The sequence below is a fragment of the Dactylosporangium cerinum genome (genome assembly GCF_042653625.1).
GTDB lineage: Bacteria > Actinomycetota > Actinomycetes > Mycobacteriales > Micromonosporaceae > Dactylosporangium > Dactylosporangium cerinum.
Genome location: NZ_JBHSIU010000010.1, coordinates 96,373 through 120,164, shown reverse-complemented (window position 1 = coordinate 120,164; position 23,792 = coordinate 96,373). Strand labels below are relative to the sequence as shown.

General features: G+C 73.6%; 26 protein-coding genes. 10 read left to right on the top strand and 16 right to left on the bottom strand.

Going from position 1 to position 23,792, the window contains the following annotated elements:
- Window positions 1–30: 30 nt before the first annotated feature.
- The 3 genes from ACFPIJ_RS06880 to ACFPIJ_RS06870 are packed head-to-tail and all read right to left on the bottom strand — an operon-like array spanning window position 31 to window position 3,479.
- Complete coding sequence (locus tag ACFPIJ_RS06880; protein ID WP_380113773.1) at window positions 31–1,215, bottom strand: hypothetical protein; 1,185 nt, start codon at window positions 1,213–1,215, stop codon at window positions 31–33.
- Complete coding sequence (locus ACFPIJ_RS06875; protein ID WP_380113772.1) at window positions 1,212–1,742, bottom strand: SigE family RNA polymerase sigma factor; 531 nt, start codon at window positions 1,740–1,742, stop codon at window positions 1,212–1,214. Before ACFPIJ_RS06875 ends, ACFPIJ_RS06880 begins: the two co-directional genes overlap by 4 nt.
- Window positions 1,743–1,775: 33 nt before the next feature.
- Window positions 1,776–3,479 (bottom strand): ATP-binding protein, encoded by a 1,704-nt coding sequence (locus ACFPIJ_RS06870; protein WP_380113771.1) that lies wholly within the window; start codon window positions 3,477–3,479, stop codon window positions 1,776–1,778.
- A gap of 77 nt (window positions 3,480–3,556) precedes the next feature.
- Between ACFPIJ_RS06870 and ACFPIJ_RS06865 the strand changes: the two genes are divergently transcribed.
- Window positions 3,557–4,675 (top strand): DNA polymerase III subunit beta, encoded by a 1,119-nt coding sequence (locus tag ACFPIJ_RS06865; RefSeq protein WP_380113770.1) that lies wholly within the window; start codon window positions 3,557–3,559, stop codon window positions 4,673–4,675.
- Window positions 4,676–5,383: 708 nt separating this feature from the next.
- On the opposite strand, the gene ACFPIJ_RS06860 is transcribed toward ACFPIJ_RS06865, so the two are convergent.
- The 4 genes from ACFPIJ_RS06860 to ACFPIJ_RS06845 form a co-directional block, all read right to left on the bottom strand.
- Window positions 5,384–6,130, bottom strand: coding sequence for a TetR/AcrR family transcriptional regulator (locus tag ACFPIJ_RS06860; RefSeq protein WP_380113769.1), 747 nt, complete (start codon window positions 6,128–6,130; stop codon window positions 5,384–5,386).
- A gap of 143 nt (window positions 6,131–6,273) precedes the next feature.
- A complete protein-coding gene (locus tag ACFPIJ_RS06855; RefSeq protein ID WP_380113768.1) occupies window positions 6,274–7,044 on the bottom strand; it encodes a D-Ala-D-Ala carboxypeptidase family metallohydrolase in 771 nt (256 codons plus the stop codon).
- Window positions 7,032–9,071, bottom strand: coding sequence for a hypothetical protein (locus tag ACFPIJ_RS06850; protein WP_380113767.1), 2,040 nt, complete (start codon window positions 9,069–9,071; stop codon window positions 7,032–7,034). Before ACFPIJ_RS06850 ends, ACFPIJ_RS06855 begins: the two co-directional genes overlap by 13 nt.
- Window positions 9,068–9,472, bottom strand: a complete 405-nt coding sequence (locus ACFPIJ_RS06845) for a PadR family transcriptional regulator (protein ID WP_380113766.1) — start codon at window positions 9,470–9,472, stop codon at window positions 9,068–9,070. The genes ACFPIJ_RS06850 and ACFPIJ_RS06845 overlap by 4 nt, the downstream gene beginning before the upstream one ends.
- A 198-nt stretch (window positions 9,473–9,670) precedes the next feature.
- Here ACFPIJ_RS06845 and ACFPIJ_RS06840 point away from each other — a divergent pair, with 198 nt between their 5' ends.
- On the top strand, window positions 9,671–11,047 hold the full coding sequence (locus ACFPIJ_RS06840; RefSeq protein ID WP_380113765.1) for a hypothetical protein: 1,377 nt from the start codon (window positions 9,671–9,673) through the stop codon (window positions 11,045–11,047).
- Window positions 11,044–12,174: an ARPP-2 domain-containing protein gene (locus ACFPIJ_RS06835; RefSeq protein WP_380113764.1), complete on the top strand. Its 1,131-nt coding sequence runs from the start codon at window positions 11,044–11,046 to the stop codon at window positions 12,172–12,174. Before ACFPIJ_RS06840 ends, ACFPIJ_RS06835 begins: the two co-directional genes overlap by 4 nt.
- Window positions 12,175–12,190: 16 nt before the next feature.
- On the opposite strand, the gene ACFPIJ_RS06830 is transcribed toward ACFPIJ_RS06835, so the two are convergent.
- The 4 genes from ACFPIJ_RS06830 to ACFPIJ_RS06815 are packed head-to-tail and all read right to left on the bottom strand — an operon-like array spanning window position 12,191 to window position 14,740.
- Window positions 12,191–13,318 carry an aminoglycoside phosphotransferase family protein gene (locus tag ACFPIJ_RS06830; protein WP_380113763.1) on the bottom strand — a complete coding sequence of 376 codons (1,128 nt, stop codon included), beginning with the start codon at window positions 13,316–13,318 and terminating at the stop codon, window positions 12,191–12,193.
- 23 nt (window positions 13,319–13,341) lie between these two features.
- The gene (locus ACFPIJ_RS06825; RefSeq protein WP_380113762.1) at window positions 13,342–13,653 is read right to left on the bottom strand and encodes a Dabb family protein; all 312 of its coding nucleotides are present in this window, start codon (window positions 13,651–13,653) and stop codon (window positions 13,342–13,344) included.
- A gap of 23 nt (window positions 13,654–13,676) precedes the next feature.
- Window positions 13,677–14,234, bottom strand: coding sequence for a GNAT family N-acetyltransferase (locus tag ACFPIJ_RS06820; RefSeq protein WP_380113761.1), 558 nt, complete (start codon window positions 14,232–14,234; stop codon window positions 13,677–13,679).
- Entirely contained in the window at window positions 14,234–14,740 is a 507-nt protein-coding gene (locus ACFPIJ_RS06815) for a MarR family winged helix-turn-helix transcriptional regulator (RefSeq protein WP_380113760.1), read from the bottom strand. Before ACFPIJ_RS06815 ends, ACFPIJ_RS06820 begins: the two co-directional genes overlap by 1 nt.
- 91 nt (window positions 14,741–14,831) lie before the next feature.
- Here ACFPIJ_RS06815 and ACFPIJ_RS06810 point away from each other — a divergent pair, with 91 nt between their 5' ends.
- Window positions 14,832–15,278: a response regulator gene (locus ACFPIJ_RS06810; RefSeq protein ID WP_380113759.1), complete on the top strand. Its 447-nt coding sequence runs from the start codon at window positions 14,832–14,834 to the stop codon at window positions 15,276–15,278.
- Here the strand turns inward: ACFPIJ_RS06810 and ACFPIJ_RS06805 are convergent.
- Genes ACFPIJ_RS06805 through ACFPIJ_RS06795 form a run of 3 tightly spaced genes read right to left on the bottom strand, consistent with a single transcriptional unit; the run spans window position 15,265 to window position 17,839 of the window.
- Window positions 15,265–15,816 carry a GerMN domain-containing protein gene (locus tag ACFPIJ_RS06805; protein WP_380113758.1) on the bottom strand — a complete coding sequence of 184 codons (552 nt, stop codon included), beginning with the start codon at window positions 15,814–15,816 and terminating at the stop codon, window positions 15,265–15,267. The two genes, ACFPIJ_RS06810 and ACFPIJ_RS06805, sit on opposite strands and share 14 nt — an antisense overlap.
- A complete protein-coding gene (locus ACFPIJ_RS06800; RefSeq protein WP_380113757.1) occupies window positions 15,813–17,168 on the bottom strand; it encodes a HAMP domain-containing sensor histidine kinase in 1,356 nt (451 codons plus the stop codon). The genes ACFPIJ_RS06805 and ACFPIJ_RS06800 overlap by 4 nt, the downstream gene beginning before the upstream one ends.
- A complete protein-coding gene (locus ACFPIJ_RS06795; protein WP_380113756.1) occupies window positions 17,165–17,839 on the bottom strand; it encodes a response regulator transcription factor in 675 nt (224 codons plus the stop codon). The genes ACFPIJ_RS06800 and ACFPIJ_RS06795 overlap by 4 nt, the downstream gene beginning before the upstream one ends.
- Before the next feature lie 88 nt (window positions 17,840–17,927).
- On the opposite strand from ACFPIJ_RS06795, the gene ACFPIJ_RS06790 reads away from it, so the two are divergent.
- From ACFPIJ_RS06790 to ACFPIJ_RS06780, 3 genes are all read left to right on the top strand, one after another.
- Complete coding sequence (locus ACFPIJ_RS06790) at window positions 17,928–18,245, top strand: STAS domain-containing protein (protein ID WP_380113755.1); 318 nt, start codon at window positions 17,928–17,930, stop codon at window positions 18,243–18,245.
- Window positions 18,246–18,309: 64 nt separating this feature from the next.
- On the top strand, window positions 18,310–19,002 hold the full coding sequence (locus ACFPIJ_RS06785) for an STAS domain-containing protein (RefSeq protein ID WP_380113754.1): 693 nt from the start codon (window positions 18,310–18,312) through the stop codon (window positions 19,000–19,002).
- A gap of 128 nt (window positions 19,003–19,130) precedes the next feature.
- Window positions 19,131–20,045, top strand: a complete 915-nt coding sequence (locus ACFPIJ_RS06780; protein ID WP_380113753.1) for a sugar phosphate isomerase/epimerase family protein — start codon at window positions 19,131–19,133, stop codon at window positions 20,043–20,045.
- Window position 20,046: 1 nt separating this feature from the next.
- Here the strand turns inward: ACFPIJ_RS06780 and ACFPIJ_RS06775 are convergent, their stop codons facing one another.
- Entirely contained in the window at window positions 20,047–20,445 is a 399-nt protein-coding gene (locus tag ACFPIJ_RS06775) for a hypothetical protein (protein WP_380113752.1), read from the bottom strand.
- 98 nt (window positions 20,446–20,543) lie between these two features.
- Here ACFPIJ_RS06775 and ACFPIJ_RS06770 point away from each other — a divergent pair, with 98 nt between their 5' ends.
- Genes ACFPIJ_RS06770 through ACFPIJ_RS06760 form a run of 3 tightly spaced genes read left to right on the top strand, consistent with a single transcriptional unit; the run spans window position 20,544 to window position 22,877 of the window.
- Entirely contained in the window at window positions 20,544–20,984 is a 441-nt protein-coding gene (locus ACFPIJ_RS06770) for a hypothetical protein (RefSeq protein WP_380113751.1), read from the top strand.
- Between the two features lie 44 nt (window positions 20,985–21,028).
- On the top strand, window positions 21,029–22,363 hold the full coding sequence (gene ligD, locus ACFPIJ_RS06765; protein ID WP_380113750.1) for a non-homologous end-joining DNA ligase LigD: 1,335 nt from the start codon (window positions 21,029–21,031) through the stop codon (window positions 22,361–22,363).
- A gap of 19 nt (window positions 22,364–22,382) precedes the next feature.
- On the top strand, window positions 22,383–22,877 hold the full coding sequence (locus tag ACFPIJ_RS06760) for a DinB family protein (protein ID WP_380113749.1): 495 nt from the start codon (window positions 22,383–22,385) through the stop codon (window positions 22,875–22,877).
- 3 nt (window positions 22,878–22,880) lie between these two features.
- Here ACFPIJ_RS06760 and ACFPIJ_RS06755 read toward each other — a convergent pair whose 3' ends face one another.
- Window positions 22,881–23,753, bottom strand: a complete 873-nt coding sequence (locus ACFPIJ_RS06755; protein ID WP_380113748.1) for an aminoglycoside phosphotransferase family protein — start codon at window positions 23,751–23,753, stop codon at window positions 22,881–22,883.
- Window positions 23,754–23,792 lie beyond the last annotated feature (39 nt).

Genomic DNA, 23,792 nt, shown 5'->3' with positions numbered 1-23,792 from the left:
CGGCCACGATCGCACACCCGCGCGGCGGCGTCACCGGTCCTTCGTGTCGGCCACGACGGCACCGGCAGCGTCGGTGGCGACGCCGGTGACCTTCGAGGTTTCCTGCGCCGGTACCCCGCTGATCCAGGCGATCCGCAGCTCCGGGTGGGCGCTCCAGCGCAGCGTGCCGTGCCCGGTCGACACCGGGGCGGACAGGGCAACCCCGGAGGCGGGGCCGACGTAGACCCACAGCACGACGTGGGTGCCGCCGGGCTCGTCGAACTCGAAGCGGCCGTAGTAGAAGCCGATGTCGAACGGCGGGCGGTTGAACCGGCCGAGGCCGCGCAGCTCGACCGGCTCGCCGCCGCCGGTGTCCCGGCCGGCGAACAGCCCCGTGGAGCGGTCGTCGCCGGCGAACCACAGGACCAGCTTCCCGCCGTCGGCGAGGCTCACGCCGGTGGGCATGAGGTCGCCGATCCGGACGGCGGTGTCCTTGATCACGATCGAGCCGTCGCTGCGCTGGACGCCATCGCCGGTGGCGATCACGGCACCGTTGGCGTCGCGGGCGGTGAACACGAGGTCGGGGGTCGGACCGCCGGCCGGCGCGCCGGTCGGCTGGACCGCGGTCCCGGTGCGCCGGACCCAGAACAGCGTCGTGCCAGGCATGCCGGGGACCTCGGCGGTGCTCGCCGTGGCCTGCCGGCCGTCGGACGTGACCTCGACCCGGACGCCGGCGGCACCGACCACGCCGTAGTCGACGATGCCGCCGCGCCGGTCCTCGATCTCCAGGATCGTGGAGAACTGGCCGGGCGCCGGCGTCAGGCCGCCCTCGAACCGGCGGTACTGCGACGTCTTCGGGTTGTACAGGCCGGACCACACGCCGTTCATGCCGTCGCCGCTGTAGCGCAGGACGAACTCCTCGTCGGCGCCGTAGGCGATGCCGGTGCGCACGATCTCGCCGGCGCCCGGGAACTCGGTGCCGGTGGCGAAGTCCGAGGGCACCGGTGCCGCCCCGGACCGCGCCGGCGGGGGCAGCGGACCCGGCCCCGCCGGGCTGCCCGCCAGGGCCGTGACGGTCGCGCCGACGGGCACCAGTACCGCCGCCAAAAACGTCGCCAGAAGGGTGAAGCGACGGCGTCGGGCCCGCTGCCGGACCTGGGCGAACGTCACCCGGGGGGCGAGGTCGCGGGTCTCGTCCCGCATCGCCCGGCGGAGCTCCTCGATGCTGCGCATCACGACGCCCCCTTGGTGTCGGTGTCCACGGCGGTGACCGCGTGCAGCGCCGGGTCGATGCGCAGCTTGCGCAGGGCCCGCGCGGTGGTGCTCTTGACGGTGCCGATGGCGACGCCGAGCTCGTCGGCGGTCTGCTGCTCGGTGAGGTCCAGGTAGAACCGGCAGACGACGGCGGCCCGCTCCCGCCGGGTCAGCCCCTGCAGGGCCTGTGCGACGCTCTGCCGGGCCACGACGGCGTCGGCCGGGTCCCGCTCGGCGCGGCGCGGCTCCGGCACCGCCGCCACCGGCCGCTCCCGCAGGAACCGCCGCCGCCACCAGTCGTTGTGCAGATTCACCAGGATCCGCCGGGCGTAGCCGTAGGCGTCACCCGCGTCGATGCGGGCCCACGCCGTGTAGGTGCGCACCAGCGTCTGCTGGGTCAGCTCCTCGGCCTGCGCGGCGTCGCCGGCCAGCAGGTACGCCACCCGGTAGAGCCGGGGTGAGGCCGCGTACATGAAGCTCGCGAACGCGTCGTCGTCGGGCGGTTGCATGCACTCCATACTCCGCAGCGCCCGGAAAGGTTCTCACGCATCCGGAAGTGTGAAGGAGAACGTCGCGCCCTGGCCCGGCTCGCTCTGCGCCCAGACCCGGCCGCCGTGACGGTCCACGATGCGCTGCACGGTGGTCAGGCCGATGCCGGTGCCCGGGAAGTCACTGCTGTCGTGCAGCCGGCCGAAGGGCCGGAAGAGCTGGTCGGCGCGGTCGGCGGGAAACCCGGCGCCGTTGTCGCGGATGTAGAACGCCGTCGGGGAGCAGCCGATCTCGATCCTCGGCGACGGGGTGCGGCCGGTGAACTTCCACGCGTTGCCGACCAGGTTGATCAGGACCGCGCGGACCAGCTCCCCGTCGCACGAGGCCCGCATCCCCGCCTCGACGGTGATGTCGACGTGCCGGGCCGGGTCGCGCTGGCGCAGCTCCTCCACGACGTCCGCGGCGAGCGCCGACAGGTCCACCTCGGCGCGCTGGATCTGGCCCCGGTTGGCGCCGGCGAGCTGCAGCAGCGCGTCGATGAGCGCGTTCATCCGCACCGCGGCCTTGTGGATGCGCAGCACCAGGTCCGTGGGCTCCCCGCCGGTCTGCTCCTCCAGCAGCAGCTCGCTGAAGCTCAGGATGGTCTGCAACGGCGAGCGCAGGTCGTGCGAGACGGAGCCGCTGAACGCCTCCAGCTCCCGGTTGCGCCACTCGAGCTCCTCGACGAGCTCGGCCCGGGTCTCGGCGACCTGCCGGGCGGCCCGCTCCTCGGCCGCCTCGAGCTCCCGGCGGACCAGCTCGTCGCGGATCCGCCGGTTCTGCTCGTGCAGCTGCTGGCGGCGGATGTGGGCGCGGATGTGGGCCCGCAACGTGTTCGTGCCGTCGGTGCGGCGCACGTAGTCGTCGGCGCCGGCGGCCAGGCAGTCGAGCAGGGCGTCGCCGGCGCCGAGGCCGATGACCGGCATGTCGCGCAGCCCCGGCACCGACCGGATCCGCGAGCACAGCGCGAGGCCGTCCACGCCGGGCACGTCGACGGCGAGCACGACACAGCCGGCGGGCTGCACGGCGAGCATCGCGAGGGCGTCGTCGGCGTCGGGCGCGGCGACCGGCTCGTAGCCCTCCTCGCGCAGCAGCTCCGCGGCCTCGTCCAGAAACGCCCGGTCCGCGTCGACGAGGAGCACCTTGACCTGGCCGTGGAACGGGCCGGTGGCCGGCAGCGGCGCGTCGGTGCTCTTGCGCAGCACCGCGGCGAGCTTCGCCAGGACCACCGCCAGGTCCTCCTGCTTGCGCACGAAGGCGTCCGCGCCCGCGTCGAGGATCTGCAGCTCGGTCGCGTAGTCGTGTGCCTGTCCTGTTTTCAGGAACAGCAGCGGGCGGGAGTCCAGGACGCCCACCGCCACGACGAGGCGGTTCGCGGCGGCGGCGAGCGTCGGCGGGGGCGGGTGGGTCGGGTCGGGTTCGACCGGCAGGACGCCGATGACGGTGCCGGTGGCGTACGCCTCGGTCCGGGTCGTGACGAACCGGCAGGGGCGCTCCAGCCGGGCGCCGAGCAGTCTGGCCGTGTCGATGACCGGCACCGCGACGCCGCGGATCACGCTGACGCCGAGCAGGAACTCGGAGGTGCCGGCGAGCGGCTGCACCGGCAGCGGCCGGATGGTCTCCACCACGTCGCGCAGCGCGAGCGCGCACAACAGGTCGCCGACGCCGAAGACCAACGACAGTCCCGGCGGCGCCTCCGTGACAGCTGTGACCGCCACGTGATCATGATATGTGGCATACATCGGTTATTTGCCGCTTTGCTTTTTTGTCGTACCCCGGCGGTAGGTTCCGGGGCATGGACGTGACCGCACCTGTCTCCCGGCTCGCCGCCGCCGCCGCTCTCCTGCTCCGGCTGCTGACGGCGCGGTCCCTGCAGCCCTCGCATGCCGGCGCCCTGCTGCGCGCCGACGACGACGGCCTGCACCTCATCGCCACCGACGGCGAGGTCGTCGTGCACCTGCGCACCCCGGCGACGGTCCACACCCCGGGCGAGGTCGTCGTCCCCCGCCGCGCCGTCGCGGACACCCTGACCACCCTGGACGCGGCCGACGCCCGCCTCACCGTCCAGGGCGGCCGCCTGGCGATCCGGGTGCCCGGCGGCCGGTTCGCCCTGCCCAGCCTCCCGGACGCCGCACCGCCGCCCGTGCACCTGCCGCCGCCGCGCGGCACGGTCACCGGCGACGACCTGCGCACGGCGGCGGTCCCGGTCGCGGGCGCCGCCTCCCGCGAGCACGCCCTGCCGATGTTCACCGGGGTGCGCCTGCGCACCAACGACGCGGCGCTGACCCTGTTCGCCACGGACCGCTTCCGCCTGGCCGCCGCCTCGATCCCCTGGCACGGCGAGATCTCCGGCGACGGCCCGATCGAGGCCCTTGTCCCGGCCGCCGTCCTGGCCCGCGCCGCGCAGCAGCTGAGCCGCGTCCCGGCCGTGCACGTCCATGCCGGCGACGACGTGTTCGCCCTGTCCTGGGACGGCGGCAGCATCACGACCGCCACCATCGGCGGCGGCTACCCGGACGCGCAGCTGTCCCGCCTGCTCGACGTCGCCCCCGTGTGCACCGTGGAGGCCGACGCCGACGCCCTCGCCCACGCGGTCGACCGCGCCACGGCCTATGGCGGCCCGCACGGCCGCGTCACCCTCCAGGCGATCGACGGCGCCCTGCTCGTCCGCGCCGACGACCCGCTCACCGGCGAGTCCGAGCAGACCGTCAAGGCCACCGTCGACGGCGGCCACACGATCCGCTCGTTCCAGGGCCGCCTGCTCCTGGACGCGCTGCGCGCCTTCGCCCACCACACCGTGCGGCTGCGGTTCCAGGAGGGCATGCGGGCGACCGCCTGCACGGCCGACCTCCCCACCGCCACCCTGACCTACCTCGTCGTCCCCCTGCGCACCCCATCCCCGACCGACACCTGACCCTGCGGCTTCGCCGGTGACGCCGGATCGTGGGGTGTCCGTCGGGCGCGGGCCGCTGGCGTGGTGTTCGTGGTCCGGCCTCGCCGCTGCGCGGGTCGGGTGGGCCGCCGTGGTGGTGCGTTCTCCCCCAGGAATTCGTTGATAGCTGCCGGCTGAGGTTTCTGGTGAGGGTAATCCGCTTGGAGCCTCGCTGGTGTCGGTCCTCGGGGCTCGGTGGTTTCGCACGGCCCCTGGCGGGCCGCGCGGGATGGGTTGCTCTGGTCCCGGTCCGTGCCGTCGTGCGGTGATCCCAAACCAGGTCCGCACTCGCATGATCAGCCGCCGTCGAGGGCATCATTCGGTGGTGCCACACCGATCATGGAAAAGAACAAAACCCTCGATTGCTGGACCGAGCGGAACCAGTCACTCGCGTCTATGACTGGACCGGGTGGTGCCACGCGGTGAATCTCGGCGCGGCACGGGCTCGCGCCCGGATTTAGCGGATGTGTTCGGAGTTCTTGAAACCGGCGGCGGTGTGGAACCACCGAATGATGACCTCGACGTCGCTGGATCGTGTGAGTGCGGACCTGGCTTGGCATCACCGCAAGACGGCACGGACCGGGACCGAGCTACTCCCTGTCGCGCGGCCCGCCAGGGGCCGTGCGAAACCACCGAGCCCCGAGGACCGACACCAGAATCCACTCCAAGCGGATTACCCTCACCAGGACCTCAACCGGCAGCTATCAACAGGCTCTTGGGGGAGAACGCACTGGAATCTGCCACGCAGTGCACGGCCGCTATCAGAGAGCCGTTCCACCCTCTGTGCCGGATCTGCTCCAGCACCACCGCCGTCACATCGATGATCGAAGTCGCAGACCTGCCGCACAGGCAACTGTCAGTTCCGGGGACATTCCGAACTTCGATCACCAACAAGATCCAGTCCCGGCGCGGAACACGTGGGCGAAGAGGCCGATCCGGACCTCGGTGGTCATGGTGTTTCGACGGGAGGACGAGCAGGGTCGGCTCGGCGAGGGCGGTGCAGTGGTCGGCGACGGTGGCTGCGGGCAGGTCGCGGCCGGTGTGCAGGGTGTCGAACGTCTCGAACGCGGTGAGCAGCCAGAGGGTGTCCACGGCGGTGGCGTGCGGCACCCGGAGCAGGCCGGCGGCGTGGAGCCGGTCGGCGAGGTGTCGCAGGCCGCCGAGACGGGCCTCGCCGGCGCGTTGCATCGCGCCGTCGGGCTTCGCGGCGTGGGTCTGCAGGGCGGCGAGGGCGTCGTGTTGGGAGGCGTACATGCGGACCGTCGCGGTGATGTCGCCGCGCAGGTGCTCGCGGGGGTCGGTGGCGCGCACCGCGACGAGCAGGTCGGCGAAGCCGCCGCGGTCCAGGACATCCGGGGCGAGGGCGTCGAAGAGGCCGCCGCGCGAGCCGAACACCAGGCAGACCGTGGAGCGGGCGACGCCGGCCTGGCGGGCCACCGCTTCGACGCCGGGCAGGGCCGGCAGCTGGGCAGGGCCGGCAGCTGGGCGTTCATCGCGTCGAGGATCCGTCGGCGGGTCTCCTCGGCCGTGACCGCTCGCCGGCGTTGCTCGCACCGGCGAGTGGTCACACCGGAGAACTTTTAGTCGCCCAGTGGGTCGAGGCTGCCGGTGAGGCTGGCGACGCCGCAGTTGGGGGCGGACCAGAAGCGGCTGGGCCGGCCGTCGACGTGGGTGTGGTCGTTGTGGTCGGGGTAGCCGGGGCCGAGAATGCCGGCGAAGCCGTGGTTGCGGGCGGCCTGGGCGAGGGTGCACAGCGAGTGCGGGCCGGCGCCGAGGTCGGCGGCGTCGCCGTACAGGTGGCGGCTGGTCGAGGCGCCGCCGACGGCGTTGTTGCACGAGACGCTGCGGAAGCCGCTGGTGACGCGGATCTGCTGGTCGCCGAGGGCGTGCCGGAGGGCCTGCAGCTTCCACATCGTGACGAGGGCGTTGGCCTTGGCGGTCGCGGCGGAGACGTTGCCGCCGCTCCAGGTGGTGTTGCAGTCGTTGAGTTCGGCGTAGCTGAAGTTGACCGGGGTGCAGTCGTCGTCCTGCAGGGCGTAGAGCTTGGCGAACGTGGCCGGGCCGGCGACGCCGTCGGCGGTGAGGCCGTAGGCCGCCTGGAACCGGGCCACCGCGGACTTCGTCGCGGGCCCGTACTGGCCGTCGAGTCCGAGGACGCCGCCGGTGCCGGGGTAGCCGGAGACACGGATCTGCAACTGCCGGACCGCCTCCCCCGAGGATCCCTGGGCCAGGACGCCGCTCCAGGTGTAGCAGGCGTCGGCGTGGGCCGGTGCGGCGGTGGCGAGGACCGTGCCGGCCGAGGCTCCGATCGCGAGCAGCGCGGTGGCAAGCAGTCGAATCAGTTTTGGCATAGATGCATAGAAGTGTCTGGATGCTGTGAAGTCAATGGATCCGGCTGGGGGTGGATCAGCTTGTGGGCTACCGCGACGCCGGTGATCAGGGCCAGCACCACCGCGCCCGGGAGCAGGGACAGCCCGTCGGCCGCCCAGCTGCTGCCGGCCACGGCGAAGAGCAGGTTGGCCGCGAACATCGACAGCACCAGCGCCGCGGCGGCGACCAGCACGCTGAGCACCGGGCTGGCCAGCACCAGCGTGAGCCAGATCGCGGACCGGGCGCGCCGGCCCCGCAGGATCCCGGCCACCAGCACCATCATCGGCGCGGTGAGCAGCAGTCCCCCGCCGGTGACGTTGTTGGACACCCCGGCGCCCGTCAGGACACCGTCGGCGCCGAGCAACACCGCGGGCGCGGCGGTGAGCACGGCCAGCCGCACCGGCGTCAGCGCCACCGGACGGGCCGCGGCGGCGGCCTGCACCGCCACGACCGCGAGCATTGCCGCGAGGGTTGCCGTCGCACCGGCGAGGCCGATCGGCAGGAACGGATGGTTGACCGCCGGGGTGCCCTGAGCGAAGAGGATCGGCCCGCAGCAGGCGGCGGTGACCGCCGTCCAACCGAGGCGGCGCCGGGCGACCAGCGCGTCCGCGCCGCCGCGGCGACCGGCGATCCGCCAGGACAGCGCCGCCGCGGCCGCCGCCACGGCCAGGGCGATGCGCAGCCCGTCCGGGCCGGCAGCGTCCGCGCGGGCGAGGATCCCGTCGGCGACCAGCAGGACGACGGTCTGCGCGGCCGCGGCGAGCGGCGCGGCCCGCCGGTCGGCCGCGGCGAGCACCAGGCCGAGGGCCCCGAGCGTGATGCCCGCCCAGCGCAGTTCGGCGCCCCACATGTACAGCTCGCCGTCACCGCCGGGCATCGGGGCGCGCTGCCCGATCAACGGCAGCTCCGGGGTGAGGACGGCGAGGGTGTACGCCCACGTGAGCACTCCCGCCAGCTGCGCGACGACGCCGGCCACGGTCGCCGCCGGTGGCAGCCGCAGTGCCGTGCGGTCCGGGGCGGGCAGCGGCACCGGGCGGTGGCCCGGTCGCGCGGCGCCGAGTCCATAGCCCACCGCGATCCCGGTGAGCAGCAGGAGGTACGCCGGGAACATGCTGGTCGCGTTGAACAGCGCCAGGGCGTCCGGGGTCATCAGCCACGACCCGCTGTCGGCGGTGAAGGGCTGACCGGACACCAGCGACGGCGCCCAGCCCAGCGCCCGCGCCGGGCCCGCGCCGGAGGCAAGGATGCCGGGCAGCACGGCGGCGGCGATCGCGAACTCCACGACCAGGGGCGTGCCGATCAGCACCAGCGCCGCCGCGAGCCAGCGCCACCGCGCCAGACGCACGACGCCGACCGCGAGCGCCGCGGCGAGCAGGGTCCAGGCCGCCGCGCCGACGCAGAGGCTGACGGCGAGCGCGGTGCCGGGCGGCCCGAGGGCGCTCTGCACCCCGACCACCAGCACGGCGAACGCGACCGCCAGGGCGACGGGGGCGACGGCGGCCGGGCCCGCGGTGCCGAGCCGCCGGAGCCCGGCCCACCGCACGGGCCGGCGGCGGCCGAGCCACCAGGCGAGGAGCGTGCCGATCAGCAGCGGCGGCACTGACGTGGCCACGGTGACGGCGGTGCCGACCGGCCAGCGGACCTCCACGCCGCACAGGCCGAGGATCCATTCGCCGGCGGTGCGCAGGATGCTCCCGACGGGACCGGCCATCACGATCCCGAAGACCACCAGGACCGCCATCGGCTGCAGCGCGCGGCCCGTCCCGGGCAGGCCCTCCCGCCAGCCGCGCGGCACGCCGTCCTCGTCCTCGACCGGCGACGCGGCGGCGAGGCTGAACGCGAACCGCAGCTGGCCGAGCGCCCGCCGCCCGGCGCCGGGTCCCGGCTCGGTGCGCAGCTCGTGCAGCTCCGCGGCCCACTCCCGGGCCTGCTCGGCGCGCACGTCGGCGGGCCAGCGCCGCGCCGCCAGCCGCAGCAACCCCTCCGCGACCCGATCCACGGCGCTCACGCCACACTCCCCGACGTGACAGCCCGGTCCCAGGTGAAGTCCCGATCCCAGGTGAAGTCCCGGTCCCAGGTGAAGTCCCGACCCGACGTGAAGGCCGGATCGGAGCTGCGGGCCGGCCGCGCGGCGAGCTCGGCCACGGCCGTTCGCGCGACCACCACGCCGTCGGGCGTCAGCCGGTAGCACCGCCGGGCCGGCCGGCCGGCGGCCGCGGGGTCGACGTCCTCCCAGCGGGCGACGACCCAACCGGCCCGCCGCAGGCGCAGCAGGATCGGATAGAGGGTGCCGCTGGGGTGCCCGGTGACCCGCATGAGGTCCAGACCGTACCGGTCCGCGGCCGGGTCGGCGAGGAAGGCCGACACCACCTTCGCCACCGCCGCCGTCATCCGCAACGCTGCCACCACTCCCAGCACTCTACATAGCTCAGCCGGAAATCTACATAGCCATGCGAAACACACGCGCGGCGCAGCGGTGGCGGGGCTATCCTGACTGCGGCCGGTCGCGGGACTGTCCGTGCGACTTCCGGAACCCGCCTCTGAAGCGATGCTTCGCAGTTCGCGCGTCGAATTCCCCGACCGGCCCCAAGCGGGAGGTGGAAGGCCGTGGAATTGGCCGAGCGGGTCGCGTGCGAGGACGTCGTCATGTTCGTCAACGCCGCGGTCACGTCCACCGGGCAGCGGGAGTTCCACGCCGGCGCCGCCGAGCAGCGGCTGTCGCTGGCGTTCCTGCACGAATACGTGCTCGTCAACTACCGCGAGCTCTACGCCGCGACGCTCGCGCTGGACGTCAACGACTTCAACGCCGGGCTCGTCGTGCTGAACCTGTTGCGCACGGCGCAGGCCGTACCACTGCCGCGGCGGAAGCTGGAAGGCGCCCTGATCGCGGCGAAGCTGCGGGACCTGCCGCCGCAGCGCGTCTACCGCATCCTGCGCACCCTGCGGGCCGAGGGCATCAACAACCGGCGGACCCGTGCGATCGTGCGGGACTGGGTCGCGGGCCGGCCCGACATCGCCTTCGACGCCGTCAAGTATCGCCGCCACCTGGCCGGCGCCGCCCGCCACGCGCACGTGCGACTCCCCGACGAGGTCGGCACGATGCTGTTCGACTGGCGGCGGCCGAAGCGGTACTCCACACCGATCCTCGAGACGTGGCGCCGGGCGCACTACGACCAGCGCGCCGTGTTCGACCTGCCCTACACGGTCGCGGAGGGCTTCGCCGCCAAGCACCGCATCAACCGGGCCCGGCTGCTGACCCGGAACGGCGGCCCGCGGCTGACCGCCCTCGAACGGCTCCGGCTGGAGGGCGACCTGCACCGGATCCCGCTGACCCGCCTTGCCGTCTACGCGCTGTCACTGCCCCGGCCGGAGCGGGCCCGCCGCCGCGACGAGCTGACCGGGGCGCTGCGCGCGGCCGCCCGCCGCGCCGCCGGCCGCCGGGCGGGCACCTGGGGCACCGTCGTCGGTGTGCTCGACGACAGCTACTCCGCGTCCGGCTCCGGCGTGAAGCGGCGCCGGCCCCTCGCGGTCGCGCTCGCCATGCACTACCTGCTCGAGGCGCTCGCCGCGCGGCACCACACGGTCTGGCTCACGCACACCGGCGACCCGCTGCTGGTGCACCCGATCGGGGCGACGCCGCTGGGTCAGCGGCTCCTCGACGGGCTGCGGCTGCGCCCCGACCGGCTGGTCGTGGTCTCCGACGGCTGGGACAACGCGCCGCCCGGGCAGGCCGCGGAGGTGCTGCGGGTGTGGCACTCGAAGCTGGATCCCGAAGGGCACACGTCGATCGTGCACCTCAACCCGGTGTACGACAGCGACACCTTCGACGTGCGGCGCCTCGCGCCGTCGGTGGCGACGGTCGGGGTCCGTGACGCCGAGGACGCCACGACCCTCGTCGAGCTGGCCCGGTTCTCCACCGGCACGGCGACCTTCGCACAGCTGCGCGCGCACCTCGACGACCTGGTGGAAGGGTTCCTGCGATGATCACCGGCCTGCGTGCCGGCCCCGCACAGACGTGGGGCGCGGTGCGGCTCGTGCCGCTGCTGCGCGACGAGCCGATCACCGACCTGCGGCTGCACGCCCGGCTGCATGACGAGGACGAGCTGTCCATTGTGGAGCTGTCGGCGAAGGAGTCCTACATCGCCTACGTGCCGCACGCGTTCGTCGCGACCTGGACGCCGGACGGCTCGCCCGCGGCCGCGTACGGCACCCAGCTGATCGACCTGCGGGAGCCGGGGCTGCCGCGGGCGATCGGGCTGCGGTTCCGCCGCCGCCTGGCCCGCCGGGAGGACCGCCACCGCCTGCGGTTCCTGCCGCTGCACCTGGCCCTGGAGGGCTTCCTGGACCTGCAGTTCGGCGGGCCGCCGATCGCCTGGCAGGAGTGGACCCACCGGGCCGTCACCCAGGGCCTGTCGCCGCGCGTCGAGGAGGCCTATGCGGGCGCCTCGATCACCGGCCTCGACGACGCCCTGCGGGTCTTCGAGATCCACCCCACGCAGTGCGGCGTGGTGCTGTACCTCGCCGACGCGCTCGCCGCGGTGTTCGTCGTGCCGCACCCGGCCGACTACCGGGCCCTGCACCCGACGCTGCTGCGGGACTTCTACGGCGAGCTGCTGCACCAGTACACGTCGCTCTTCCCGGACGTGCCGGACTTCCACCAGCCGCTCGACGCGACCGCCGTGTCCACAGTGGATGACCTGCAGGCCGAGCTGCACCGGGTCGCGGCGCAGTGGACGGCGTTCCACGACGACACCATGTTCACGGTGGTGGCCGGGACGAGCCGGCCGGTGTACCGCCTGGGCCGCTTCACGCTGTCCCGGTTCCTGCCACCGTTCGACCCCGCGCTGGACAACCACATCGGCGAGGTCATCACCGACGAGCAGGGCACCGTCGCGTATCTCAAGACGTTCCGGCTGTCGGCGGCCCAGGCCCGCCGCGGGCACCTGCTGTCCCGGCTCGCCGCGACCGGCTGGGACCTGGACGCGACCGCCGCCGCGCTGGGCACCGACCGGCCGGGGCTGGTGCTGCGGCTGGACCGGGCCGGTTTCGGGCACCTGCTGCGCCCCGACATCCTCGACGCCTGCCGCGCCGCGGCCCGCCGCAAAGACTGAGCGGCCGCCGCCGCGACTACGGCTTGTCCAGGGCGTGGCGGATCACGGCCGCCGGGTCGCCGAGGTGGTAGATCTGCTCGCTGGGCTCGATGTTGTCGAGGAACTCCTGGTAGCGCACGGCGTACACGAGGTGCGCGAGCGGTGCGGCGACGCGCAGCGCCTCGGCCGGACGGGACCCGGGCGCCGCCGCGGTCCAGGCCGCGATCCAGGCGTCGGCCGCCGCGCGGCGCCGGTCCGCCGGCAGGAAGTCGATCGCGTGCAGCACATCGAGCACCGGGTTGCCGAAGTGCGCCTCGGCGAAGTCGAGCACAACCGGGCCGCCGGGGCCGCAGCGCCAGTTGCCGGGGTGGAAGTCGCCGTGCACCACCGTGTCGGGCAGGCCGCAGTCCGCCAGCATCTCCCACCGCGGCTGCAGGTCCCGCGCGGCGCGGAGCTCCTCGGGCCGCAGCTCGGCGCCGACCGGACCGGCCAGCAGGTCCCGGACGGCGGCCGCCAGGATCTCCGGGCGGCGGTCCGGGATGCCGGGTGGCGCCCGGTCGACGCGGGCCTGCGCGGCGGCCAGGCGATGCACCGCAGCCGTCACGATCTCGGGGGACGCGTCCCAGCCGTCCGTGCCGGGGACGTCGGCCAGGAGCAGCCGGCCCGGCGCGCTGGCCAGGACGGCCGGCACCAGGGCCGGATCGACCGCGGCGATCGCGGCGATCGCGAACGGCTCGGCAGCGGCGAAGGGCGGGGTGGCCTTGAGCCAGACCGTCCCGCCGGCGGTCGGCAGGCGGAACAGCCCGGCCAGGTTCCAGGTCTTGCGCTGCACGGGCCGGCCGGTGAGCTCGACGTGCCGGGACGCCCACCCGAGCAGCTCGCGGATGCCCGGCACCCGCGCCCACGGCAGCCGGAGTGGATGGTCGACGTCAACGAAGTCGCAGGCGGGCAGCGCCCCGGGTGGCCGGAGCGCTTCCACGTGGTAGGTAACCCGGCCGCCGCGCCCGCCGTCGGCACCGTCGACGGCCAGCAGCCGCAGGACGAGGACCGGCACACCCAGCGTCTCCTCCAGGTGCGCCACGACCGGCTCGACCTCGGCCCACCACGGGTCGTCGACCGGGAACGGCCCGACCGTCCCGGCGCACGCGCCGCCGTGCGTCACCACCGCGGTCACCGTTCGGCCCGGCGTCAACTCGACGGATCGGTGTCGAGGTCGAAGATGCGCACCTGCGACCACAGGGTGCTGCACCCGTCGCGGAACGCGTCGTGCACCGGATCGCTCTGGTAGGCGTCGTGGGCCGCCTGGTCCGGGAACCTGAGCACCAGGCCGTAGGAGTACGCGCGGTCGATGACCGGCCGGTCGGTGCCGGCGGGCCGGCCCAGGCTGCCGTCGGCGACGGACCGGATGGTCAGCAGCGAACGGGCGCCGGCGAGGAACTGGTCGTGCTCGGCCGGCGTGAGGTCGGGCCGCAGCGTGAAGTACACGGAGTGGATGAACACGTCGGCACGCTACACCGCCGGGCTCAGCTGGACAGGTCCGACGGGATCATGCTGTACATGACCAGGTCGTGGTGGCCGGACCGGGAGACCGCGACGTTGCGCAGCACCCCTTCGGCCCGGAAGCCGGCCCGGACCGCCACGTGCCGGGAGGCCGTGTTGGCCGGTGCCGCCTGCAGGGCGATGCGGGCGAAGCCCTGCGTCGTCAGCGCCCACCGGGCCACCGCCGCGGCCGCCTCCGCCGCGACGCCGCGGCCGCGCGCCCAGGGCGCGGTCCAGTAGTGCATCTCCGCCGACCTGGCGATCCAGTCGGCGCCGAACAGCGACACGTGCCCGACCAGGCGGCCGCCGTCGCGGGGCACCACCGCGAAGCCGATGCCCTTGCCGTTGCGTCGACGTTCCTCGATGCCGCTGGTACACCACGCGAGTGCTGTTTCGTAGTCGGCGCCGGCGTATGCGTACCCCAGCGGCGCCGAGTCGATGAACCGGCTGTCCTGCCAGACCGCGTGCACGTCCACCGCGTCACCGGGTCCGAACGGCCGCAGCAGGAGGCGGTCGGTGGTCAGTGTGACGGAGGGAAGCATCAGGGCAGCATCACGCCGTCGACGGGGTCCGCGGAGATCTCCCAGCGCTCCCACCACTCGGCGTCGGGCAGCTCCCCGGACGCCGCGACGATGCGGTCCAGCAGGTCGAGGCATTCCTGCGACACGTCCACCTTCGCCTCCTGCACGATCGCCGACAGCTCCCGCTCGCGTTCACGCATGACCACGCCGACCAGATCCCGGCCGGCCGGGGTCAGCGCCAGCCAGGTCGAGCGGCGGTCGTTGTCGCGGTGGAAGCGCCGCACCAGGTGCTTGCGCTCCAACCGGTCACACATGCGGGTCAGCGTGGACGGTGCCACGTCGAGCTCCTTGGCCAGTCCGGCGCTGCGTTGCGGGCCCGCCGTCGCCAGCAGCACCAGTGCCCGGTACTGCGGCAGCGTCACGTCGGCCTCCAGCGCCGCCAGGTTGCGCGCCGCGACCGCGACCATGCTCCGGCTGACCGCCAACAGCGCGCGCACGAGCGCCTCGTTCTCCCCTGGCGTGGTCATCCGGACATCGTTGCATGGTGGCTACCGTTCCCGGTGTGCACTATTCTGTACCAGGAAGATTGCAGTAATACAACTTTCTTGAAGGAGGCAAATGAACGAGGACGGACCGCTGGAGCTCGCCCGCATCCTCCTCATCGAGGACGACAGCGGGGACGTGGCGTTCACCCTCGACGAGTTCCGCGAGCACCGCCTCCGCAACGAGGTCACCGTGATCGGCAACGGCCTGGACGCGATCGACTTCCTCGAGCACCGTGGCGCACACGTCGACGCGCCGACGCCCGACATCGTCCTGCTCGACGTCAACCTCCCCGGCGTCGACGGCCGGGTCGTGCTCGACCGGATCCTCGGCAACCCCCGGCTCGCCGACCTCACCGTGGTCGTCCTCACCAGCTCGCCTCTCGAGGAGCAGATGCTGCGCGACTTCGGCGTCCCCTCCGAGCACTTCTTCCGCAAGCCGGTCGACTTCGCCCAGCTCGCGAAGCTCATCCACGGCATCGACCGCTACTACCTGGTGATCGACCGGCTCACCGGTCGGTGATCAGCGTCCGGTAGTCGGCGGTCGTCAGCGGCAGCTCCGTGAGCGAACCGTCCGCGCGGGGCACCTGGAGCAGCTGACCGTCCTGCAGGAACCGGACGGTGTCCACGTCGGTGAGCGCGTCCAGGGTGCAGACGATCTGCCCGATCGCCAGGATGTCGTCGGTGCGCCCACCTGCCTGCGGCCGGAACGACACCTCGGCGGTGCCGCTGATGAGCCGGACCCCGGCGATGAGATCCGTTCCCGTCAGCGCGCTGGACAGCCGGTCGTTGCGCTCCTGGTCCGTCGGGCCGATCACGAGCTCGTCGAGCAGCGCACCCACCTCGGTCGAGCCGACCCGCCGTTGCACCGCCACGAGCTGCTCGTCGCGCACCAGGTACAGCAGTTCGACCGCGGTGCCGGCGGTGTTCCCGGCGACCGGCGACGGGCTGCCGATCACCAGCGACGGCTCGAGCGGCCGCGGCGCGTCCTCGTCCGGCACCCCGCAGCCGGCCAGCGCCAGCAGTCCCGCGACCAGCAGGAGGACCGCGGCTCGCCTCACGGGACGACCCCGGGCAGCTCGACCCGGAAGCGGGCGCCGCCGCCGGGGCGGTCCAGGACCACGACCCGGCCCCCGTGCGCCTTGGCGTGCTGCGCCACCAGCGACAGGCCCAGCCCGGTGCCGTCGCCGCCGCCGCGGGCACCCGCCGACCGCCCCCGCACGAACCGGTCGAAGATCACGGCTCGATCGGCCGGCCGCACCCCCGGGCCCTCGTCGTCGACCTCGACCCGGCCGGTGCCGGCCACGCAGGTCAACCGGACCGCGACCGGTCCGCCGCCGTGCCGGACCGCGTTGTCGAGGAGGTTGGCCAGGATCTGCTCGAGCCGCCGCCGGTCGACCAGCCACCGCGACGCGTCGTCGCCGGCCGGCTCCACCAGGCCGGGGTCGAGGTTCTGGCCCTCCGTCACCCGGCGGGCCAGGTCGTGCGGGTCGACCGGGCCCCGGCGGGCCGGCTGGTCGCTGCGGGCCAGTTCGAGCAGGTCGTCGACGAGGGACTGGAACCGCTCGATCTCCTCCACCACGAGGCCGGCCGCGAGCGCGGTCCGCTCGTCGAGGTGCTCCCGCCGCCGGTGCAGGACGCTCGCCGACGCGGCCAGGGTCTGCAGCGGGGAACGCAGCTCGTGGCTCACGTCGGCGGCGAAGCGGCGGTCCCGCTCGTGCCGGCGCGCCAGCTGGTCGACCATCCCGTTGAACGACGCCGTCAGCCGGGCCAGGTCCGGCTCGGCCGCCGGGTCGAGGCGGGCGCTCAGGTCGCCGTCGGTGATGCCCTGCGCCGCGTCGGCGACCGAGCGCAGTGGCCGCAGCACGTATCGGGTCGCATACCAGCCGAGGCCCGCACCGGCCGCCGCCACCGCAGCCGCGACGAGCCCCAGCACCCACGCCAGGGTCCGCAGCGTCTGGTCGAGCTCGCGCAGGTAGTCGATCTCGTACAGCGCCGTCGTCGGCGACAGTGACACGCCGATGACCAGGGCCGGGACGCCGTCGACGCGGACCCATTGCGCGCCCTGGCCGCCCTGCTCGACGAGCCGCCGCAGCCCCGCCGGCACCGCGTCGGCGGCGCCGGGGTCGGTGTTGCGCGTGTACCACAGACCGTCGCGGCGCAGCAGCGTGCGCCGGTTGCCGCCGGTGTCCAGCGACTTGAGCACGGCCACGACGTCGGGCCGTTCACCGGCGAGGCTGGCGGTGATGATCCGCGCGTCATACGCGGTGGCCCGCATCGTGGCCCGCTCCCGGCCGGCGAGCAGCGAGCTGCGGGTCAGCTCGTAGGAGATGATCGCCATCGACGCCGACAGCGCCAGCGCACCGGCGGCGAATCCCGCGATGACCCGCGTGCGGAGCCCGGCCCGTCTCATCGGGCCAGCTTGTAGCCCATGCCGCGGACCGTCACCAGGCGCCGCGGCGCCCGGGAGTCGTCCTCGATCTTCTGCCGCAGCCGTCCGACGTGGACGTCGACGAGGCGCTCGTCGCCGACGTCGTATGCCCACACCCGCTGGAGCAGCTGCTGGCGGCTCAGCACGAGACCGGGGTGCTCGGCGAGCTCGCACAGCAGCCGGAACTCGGTGCGGGTCAACGCCACCGGCTCGCCCGCCACCCGCACCTCGCCGGCCTCGGGCAGGATCTCCAGGTCGCCGAAGACGAGCGTCGACACCGCCGACAGCACCGCGCGGCCCCGCCGGCGCAGCGCCCGCAGGCGCGCCGACAGTTCCTTCACCGCCACCGGCTTGACCAGGTAGTCGTCGGCGCCGGCCTCCAGCGCCGCGACGATGTCGTGGGTGTCGTCGCGGGCGCTGACGACCACGATCGGCACGTCGTCGTCGCGGCGCAACTGGCGGATGCATTCGAACCCGTCGACGCCGGGCAGCATCAGGTCGACCAGCACCGTGTCCGCGGGCTCCGCACGCTGCGCGAGCAGGCCGTCCTCGGCGCTGGACACGCCCCGCACCGAGTAGCCCTCGTCCTCCAGCGCGAGCATCAGCGACAGCCGGATCCGATCGTCGTCCTCGATGACCAGTACGCCCGCCATCCATGCATCATGCCAGGTCGGATCGGTTGTCATACAACTGTCACAGTTCCGCGGAACGGCCGCCACATGCGCGGCAGAGGCTTCGTCCATGCACACCGGCATCGACGCCCCTGGAACGCCGCTCGTCGAGATCATGGTCACCGAGGAGCTGGACGCAGGGTCGGAACCCCGGGTGCGGGCCCTGCTCGAGGACGCCCTGACGCTGCACCCCGAGCAGCTGATCGTCGACCTCGCCGGCTGCCCGTTCATCGACGCCACTGCGATCGGCATGCTGCTGGACATCCACCGGCAGGTCTGGACATCCGGAGGAAGACTCACGTTGCGCGCCCCCTCACCCCGGGTGAGACGAACATTGCAAATCGCGCATGTAAATCACGTGTTACGTATGGTCCCGGAGGACGACTGACACGACATGATGGCGAAGACCGAGTGAACAGTTCGGACTCAGCTCAGTGAGAGGAGCGGCGACCGTGACCGCGGCGACGACACCTGACGGCACCGACTTCACCTTGATCTGCGACGCCTGCGGCCAGAGCGTGACCGGGCTCGGCGCGACCATGCACAACTGGGACCTCGTCTGGAGCCTGTTCCGCCGACACGGCTGGACCGGCGCGCGCCTCGCCACCGGCCCGCACAGCTGCGGCCGCTGCTCGCGGGTGCCGCTCGCCTCCGCCGACGCCGACCCGGTCGGCTGGCTCGCCGGGGACGCCCCGGCGACCGCGGCCGACGTGCCCGAGACCGCCGACGATCCTGCCGCGGCGGTGCAGACCGACCCGCGGGTCAGCGGCGTCGTCGTCGACGAGGCCCTGGTGGTGACCCTCAGCGGCGACCTCGACATCGAGGTCGGTCCGGCACTGCGGGCCGCGCTGTCTCCTGTGGGATACCGACCCGGCCACCTGGTCCTGGACCTGAGCCAGGTCGGCACCCTCGACTCGTCGGTGCTCGGGCTGCTCGTCGCCGCCCGCCACCGCGCCGCGCAGGCCGGCGGCCACACCTGCCTGGTCGGGCTGGCCCCGTTCATCCGGCGGATGATGCACACCCTGTGCCTGCTGCACCTGTTCGTCGTCCTGCCGGACCGGGCCACCGCCGTCGGCTGGCTGCGCGGCGACGACGCGGACCTGCCCCGCCAGCGCGACCTGCGCGGCGAGACCACGCCCGCCTGAGCCACCTCGACGCGAAGGGCACCCCGCCGGGGTGCCCTTTTGTCGTGCCACGGCGTGACAAGCGCCGATTCCGAATATAGAAAGGTTCAGATGTACGAAAGTCATTGACGTACCGGAGGGAAGTGCACATGCCCAGCTCCCCCGTCAGCCGGCGCAACCTGCTCGGCGCCGCAGCGGCCGCCCCGCTGCTCGCCACCCCGCTCATCGGCGTCGAACCCGCGTCGGCCGCCCCCGCACACCGCCAGTCCCGGGTGCCGCTCGACCGGATCAGCGTCCAGCTCTACACGCTGCGCGACCAGCTCAGCGCCGACCTCGCCGCGAGCCTCGCCGAGCTGCGCGCCATCGGCTACACCAGGGTCGAGCACGCCGGGTTCGTCGGCCGGACCGCCGCCCAGTTCCGCGGCTTCCTCGACGCCGCCGGCCTGAAGGCCACCTCGGGCCACGTCGCGATCCCGCAGCCGTGGGACGCCAGCGCGTGGCAGCGGGCCCTCGACGACGCCAACATCGTCGGCAACCACTTCATCGTCCACCCGTTCTTCGGCATCGACGCCACCGGCCAGCCGATCCGCGACGGCGCCAGGTATCACGCCCTGGCCCGCGACCTCAACCGCGCCGGCGCCCTCGCCAAGCGGGCGGGCCTCGACTTCGGCTACCACAACCACCAGCTGGAGTTCGTCCGCCAGGACGGCGGCTCCCGCACCGGCTACGACATCCTCACCGCCGAGACCGACCCCGACCTCGTGCACCTGGAGGTCGACCTGTTCTGGGCCTGGCGGGGCACCGCCGACCCGGTCGACCTCATCCAGCGGCACCGCGGCCGCATCCGCCAGGTCCACGTGAAGGACATGGACACCGCGGCGGCGTTCACCGACCCCGGCGCCGGCCTCATCGACTTCGGCCGGATCTTCCAGCACGCCAGGGAGGCCGGCCTGGTCGAGTTCATCGTCGAACGCGACGACGCCGGCACCCCGCCACGCACCCCGGCCGACGCGCTGACCACGGCCCGCAACGGTTACCGGTACCTGGCGGACCTGCGGTACTGACTCACCACTCATGCGGCAGGCTGTAGCGCCAGTTCGCCGCGATGAACGCGCCCACCGGGGTCCGGTAGAACGGCCACACGTGCTCACCGGACCTCGGCAGGCCGCGACGCACCCTGCGGGCCTTCGCACCGGCGCACTTCGTCTCCAGGTAGCGCCGGTCCGCGCCGACCTTCGGCACCGGCACGCCACCCGGCCACGGCTCGTACCCGGCCGCTTCGAAGTCGAGGTGCACCGCGACCAGCAGCACCGCGTCCGGCCGCCACGGCTCCCCGTCGGCGCGCACCGCTCTGCGCAGGGTCTGGAGATGGTCGTACAACTCGTGCAGTGCCTTGGGGAAGTCGCCCCACTCGTCGCCGTCGCCCCAACCGTCCAGGTGCGCCGTGAGGTAGTGCCCGTCCACCGGGCCAGCCTAATTGGACATTTCGTCCATTGTTCGTGTTTCGCCTTTTGTCCGAGGTGTACGACCAGCGCCGGCGCTGCCCCGACTACGTTGCTCGGATGAGCCTTCTTGACGATGTGGCGGAGCGCGACGGCTGGCGATGCTGGGTGTGCGACGAGCCGGTCGACGCCGACATGTCCGTGAACGACCCGCGTGGTCCCAGCGTCGACAGCCGCACCGCCGACCGGAAGGCCAAGGTCACCGAGCGCCTCGCCCACCGCGCCTGCAACACCCGCAAGGGCGCGGTGAAGGTGGTCATCGCCTGGCCGGACCGCCTGCACGTGGTGGAGCCCGCGCCGCTGATCACCGTCGCCGAACGCCTGGAACGCAAGGGCGGCCGGGAGCTGGTCGCCCGCTGCCCGAGCCGGAAGGACGCCCAGGAGGCGGCGGACTGGCTGGTGGACCGGTTCTCCCGGCTGGTGCCCGGCCTGCCGGTGACCGCGAGCGTCGACCCGGGCGGCGGCCAGTTCCTCGTCGCCCTGGTCGCCGGTCGCCGCTGACCGGACCCGCACCCGTCAATCGAGCACCGTGCCACACTGGGATCGTGGCTGGTGAGCGGCGGTTCGTGGTGCAGCGGCACCGGGCGACCCGGCTGCACTACGACTTCCGGCTGGAGATCGACGGGGTCCTCGTGAGCTGGGCGGTGCCGAAGGGTCCGACCCTGGACCCCAAGGTGCGGCGGGCCGCGTTCCACGTCGAGGACCACCCGATGGACTACATCGACTTCGAGGGTGTCATTCCGGGCGGGTATGGCGGCGGCGACGTCATCGTGTGGGACGCCGGGACGTGGGAGCCGTACAAGGACCCGGACCCGGCCGCCGCGGTCGCCGCCGGGGAACTGCACGCCCGGCTGCACGGCGAGAAGCTGCGGGGCACGTTCGTGCTGATCCGGACCCGGCGGCAGGGGTCCGGCAAGGACGACTGGCTGATGCTGCACAAGCGGGACGAGCACGCCGTGGCCGGCTGGGATCCGGAGGAGCATCCCCGGTCCGTCCTCAGTGGACGGACGAGCGAGGAGGTGCTCGCCGACCCCGACCGGCTGTGGGACTCGCAGACGGGTGCCCGGCCGTTGAAGGCGAGCCGGGAGGAGCTGCGCGAGCTCGACCGGCTCCGGGACGGTGACACGTGGCACGTCTTCGGCCGGGACCTGCGGGTGAGCGATCCGGACAAGGTGCTGTTCCCGCCGCTGCCGGGGCAGCCGCCCGTCACGCGGCGGGAGCTGCTGCGGTACACCACCCGGATGGCGCCGATCGTCCTGCCGCACGTCGCCGGTCGGGCGCTCGCCCTGCGCCGGTTCCCGCGCGGCGCGGGCGGCACCGGGTCATGGCAGCGCCGGCCGCCGCGGACCGCGCCGCCCTGGCTCACCTCGCTGACCGTCACCGAGGCCGCCGCGCTGGTGTGGGCGGCCGGCGTCGACGCGCTGGAGTGGCACGTGCCGGCCACGAATGCCGCGGTGATCGAGCTGAGCGGCCTGCCATGGGCGGACCAGCTGACCCTCGCCCGGCTGTACCGGACCGCGTTCGAACACCTCGGCGTCACCGCCCGCGCGAAGGTGTCGCAGCACATCGAGATCTGGGTGCCGGCGACCGGCGACGCGACCGGCTGGACCGCCGCACTCGCGCGGTCGATCGCGGCGGTCGTGCCCGAGCTGGCCCACCACGGCACGCCGGGCGGGCCGGTCGTCCTCGCGCCCTACAGCCCGATCGCCGCTGCGGGCGCGCCGGTGTCCGCCCCGATCGGCTGGGACGAGCTGGACGACCCGGCGCTGACCCCGGACGCGTTCACGATCCGCACGGTCGCGGACCGCCGCGGCGACCTGTTCTCCGCCGTCCTCGATCCGCCCCGGGCCCTGCCCGCACTGGACGCACCCAATGGCTGACACCGTTATGGTCGGTGGCATGGCGGAGACCCAGCGGCGGCCGGTGCCGCGCAACGACGACGGCGAGCTGGACACGGCGCTCGCGTTTCTCACGTTCGCGCGGGAGTCGGTGCTCATCAAGACCGAGGGGCTGAGCGACGAGCAGCTGCGGCGGGTCCTCGTGGATACCGGCACCAACCTGCTGGGGCTCGTGCAGCACCTGACGGTGGCGGAGCGGTACTGGTTCGGGTATCACCTCGCCGGAGCGGAACCATCGCAGGACTGGGACTTCGGCATGGAGGTGCCGGCCGGTCGTGACACCGCGGAGGTGCTGGAGGGGTACCGCGCGGCGATCGGGCGCAGCGACGCGCTCATCCGTGACCTCGGCGACCCGGCCGCCCTCACGGTCCACCCGGTGCAGGACCGGCGGCTGACGCTGCGGTGGGTGCTGGCGCACATGACGAGCGAGACGGTCCGCCACGCCGGGCACGCCGACATCCTCCGCGAGCAGCTCGACGGCACGACGGGCCGCTGACCGTCACCCGGTGACGATCTCGCCCAGGATCCGCGCCGCGTCGGCCGGCTCATCGCTTGCCAGGGTGACCACGGTCTTCCACAGGGCCCAGCCGCGGCCCCGCGCCCAGGTCGCGTCGTCGACGGCCAGCCGCTCCCGGAATGCCTGCCGGGCGTCGCCGGTCAGCAGGGTCCACGCGACGGCCAGATCGCATGCCGGGTCGCCGACGCCGCAGGTGCCGAAGTCGATGACGGCGGCCAGGTGCCCACCGGCGAGCAGCAGGTTGCCCTGGGCCACGTCGCCGTGGAACCAGCGCGGCCGGCCGTCCCACCGGGCGTCGAGCGCCTGCCGCCAGATGTCGCGAACCGGGCCGGCGTCGAACGGACCGTCGAGCGCGCCTTCCAGCAGCCCTTCGAACCTGTGCAGCGGCCCGCCCCGGAACCAGTTGTGCGTCCCGGGGCCGGGGCCGTCGGCGGGGTCGACGCGCTGCAGGGCCGCCAGGAACCCGGCCAGGTCGAGCGCGAACCGGACGGGGTCGGCGATCCGGTCCACCCTGGCGGTCTCGCCGTCGAGCCACCGGTACACCGACCACGGGAACGGGTAGCCCGCACCCGGTTCGCCCTTCGCCAGCGGCACCGGAACCGGCAGCGGGAGCCGTGGTGCGAGCGCCGGCAGCCACCGGTGCTCCTTCTCGACCGCCAGGGCGTACTCGGCCGCGCTGGGCAACCGTGCCGTCATCTCGTCGCCGAGGTGGAACGTCCGGTTGTCCCAGCCACCGTTGGCCACGGGCCGGACCGGCAGGTCGGCCCACTGCGGGAACTGGCCGGCGACCAGCTCCCGCACCTGTCCCGCGTCGACGGCGACGCGCTGCGGCGCGGGTCCGAGCTGCGTTGACATTCCTGCGAGGTTAGGCGAAACGCCCGCTGGGGTCAGGCG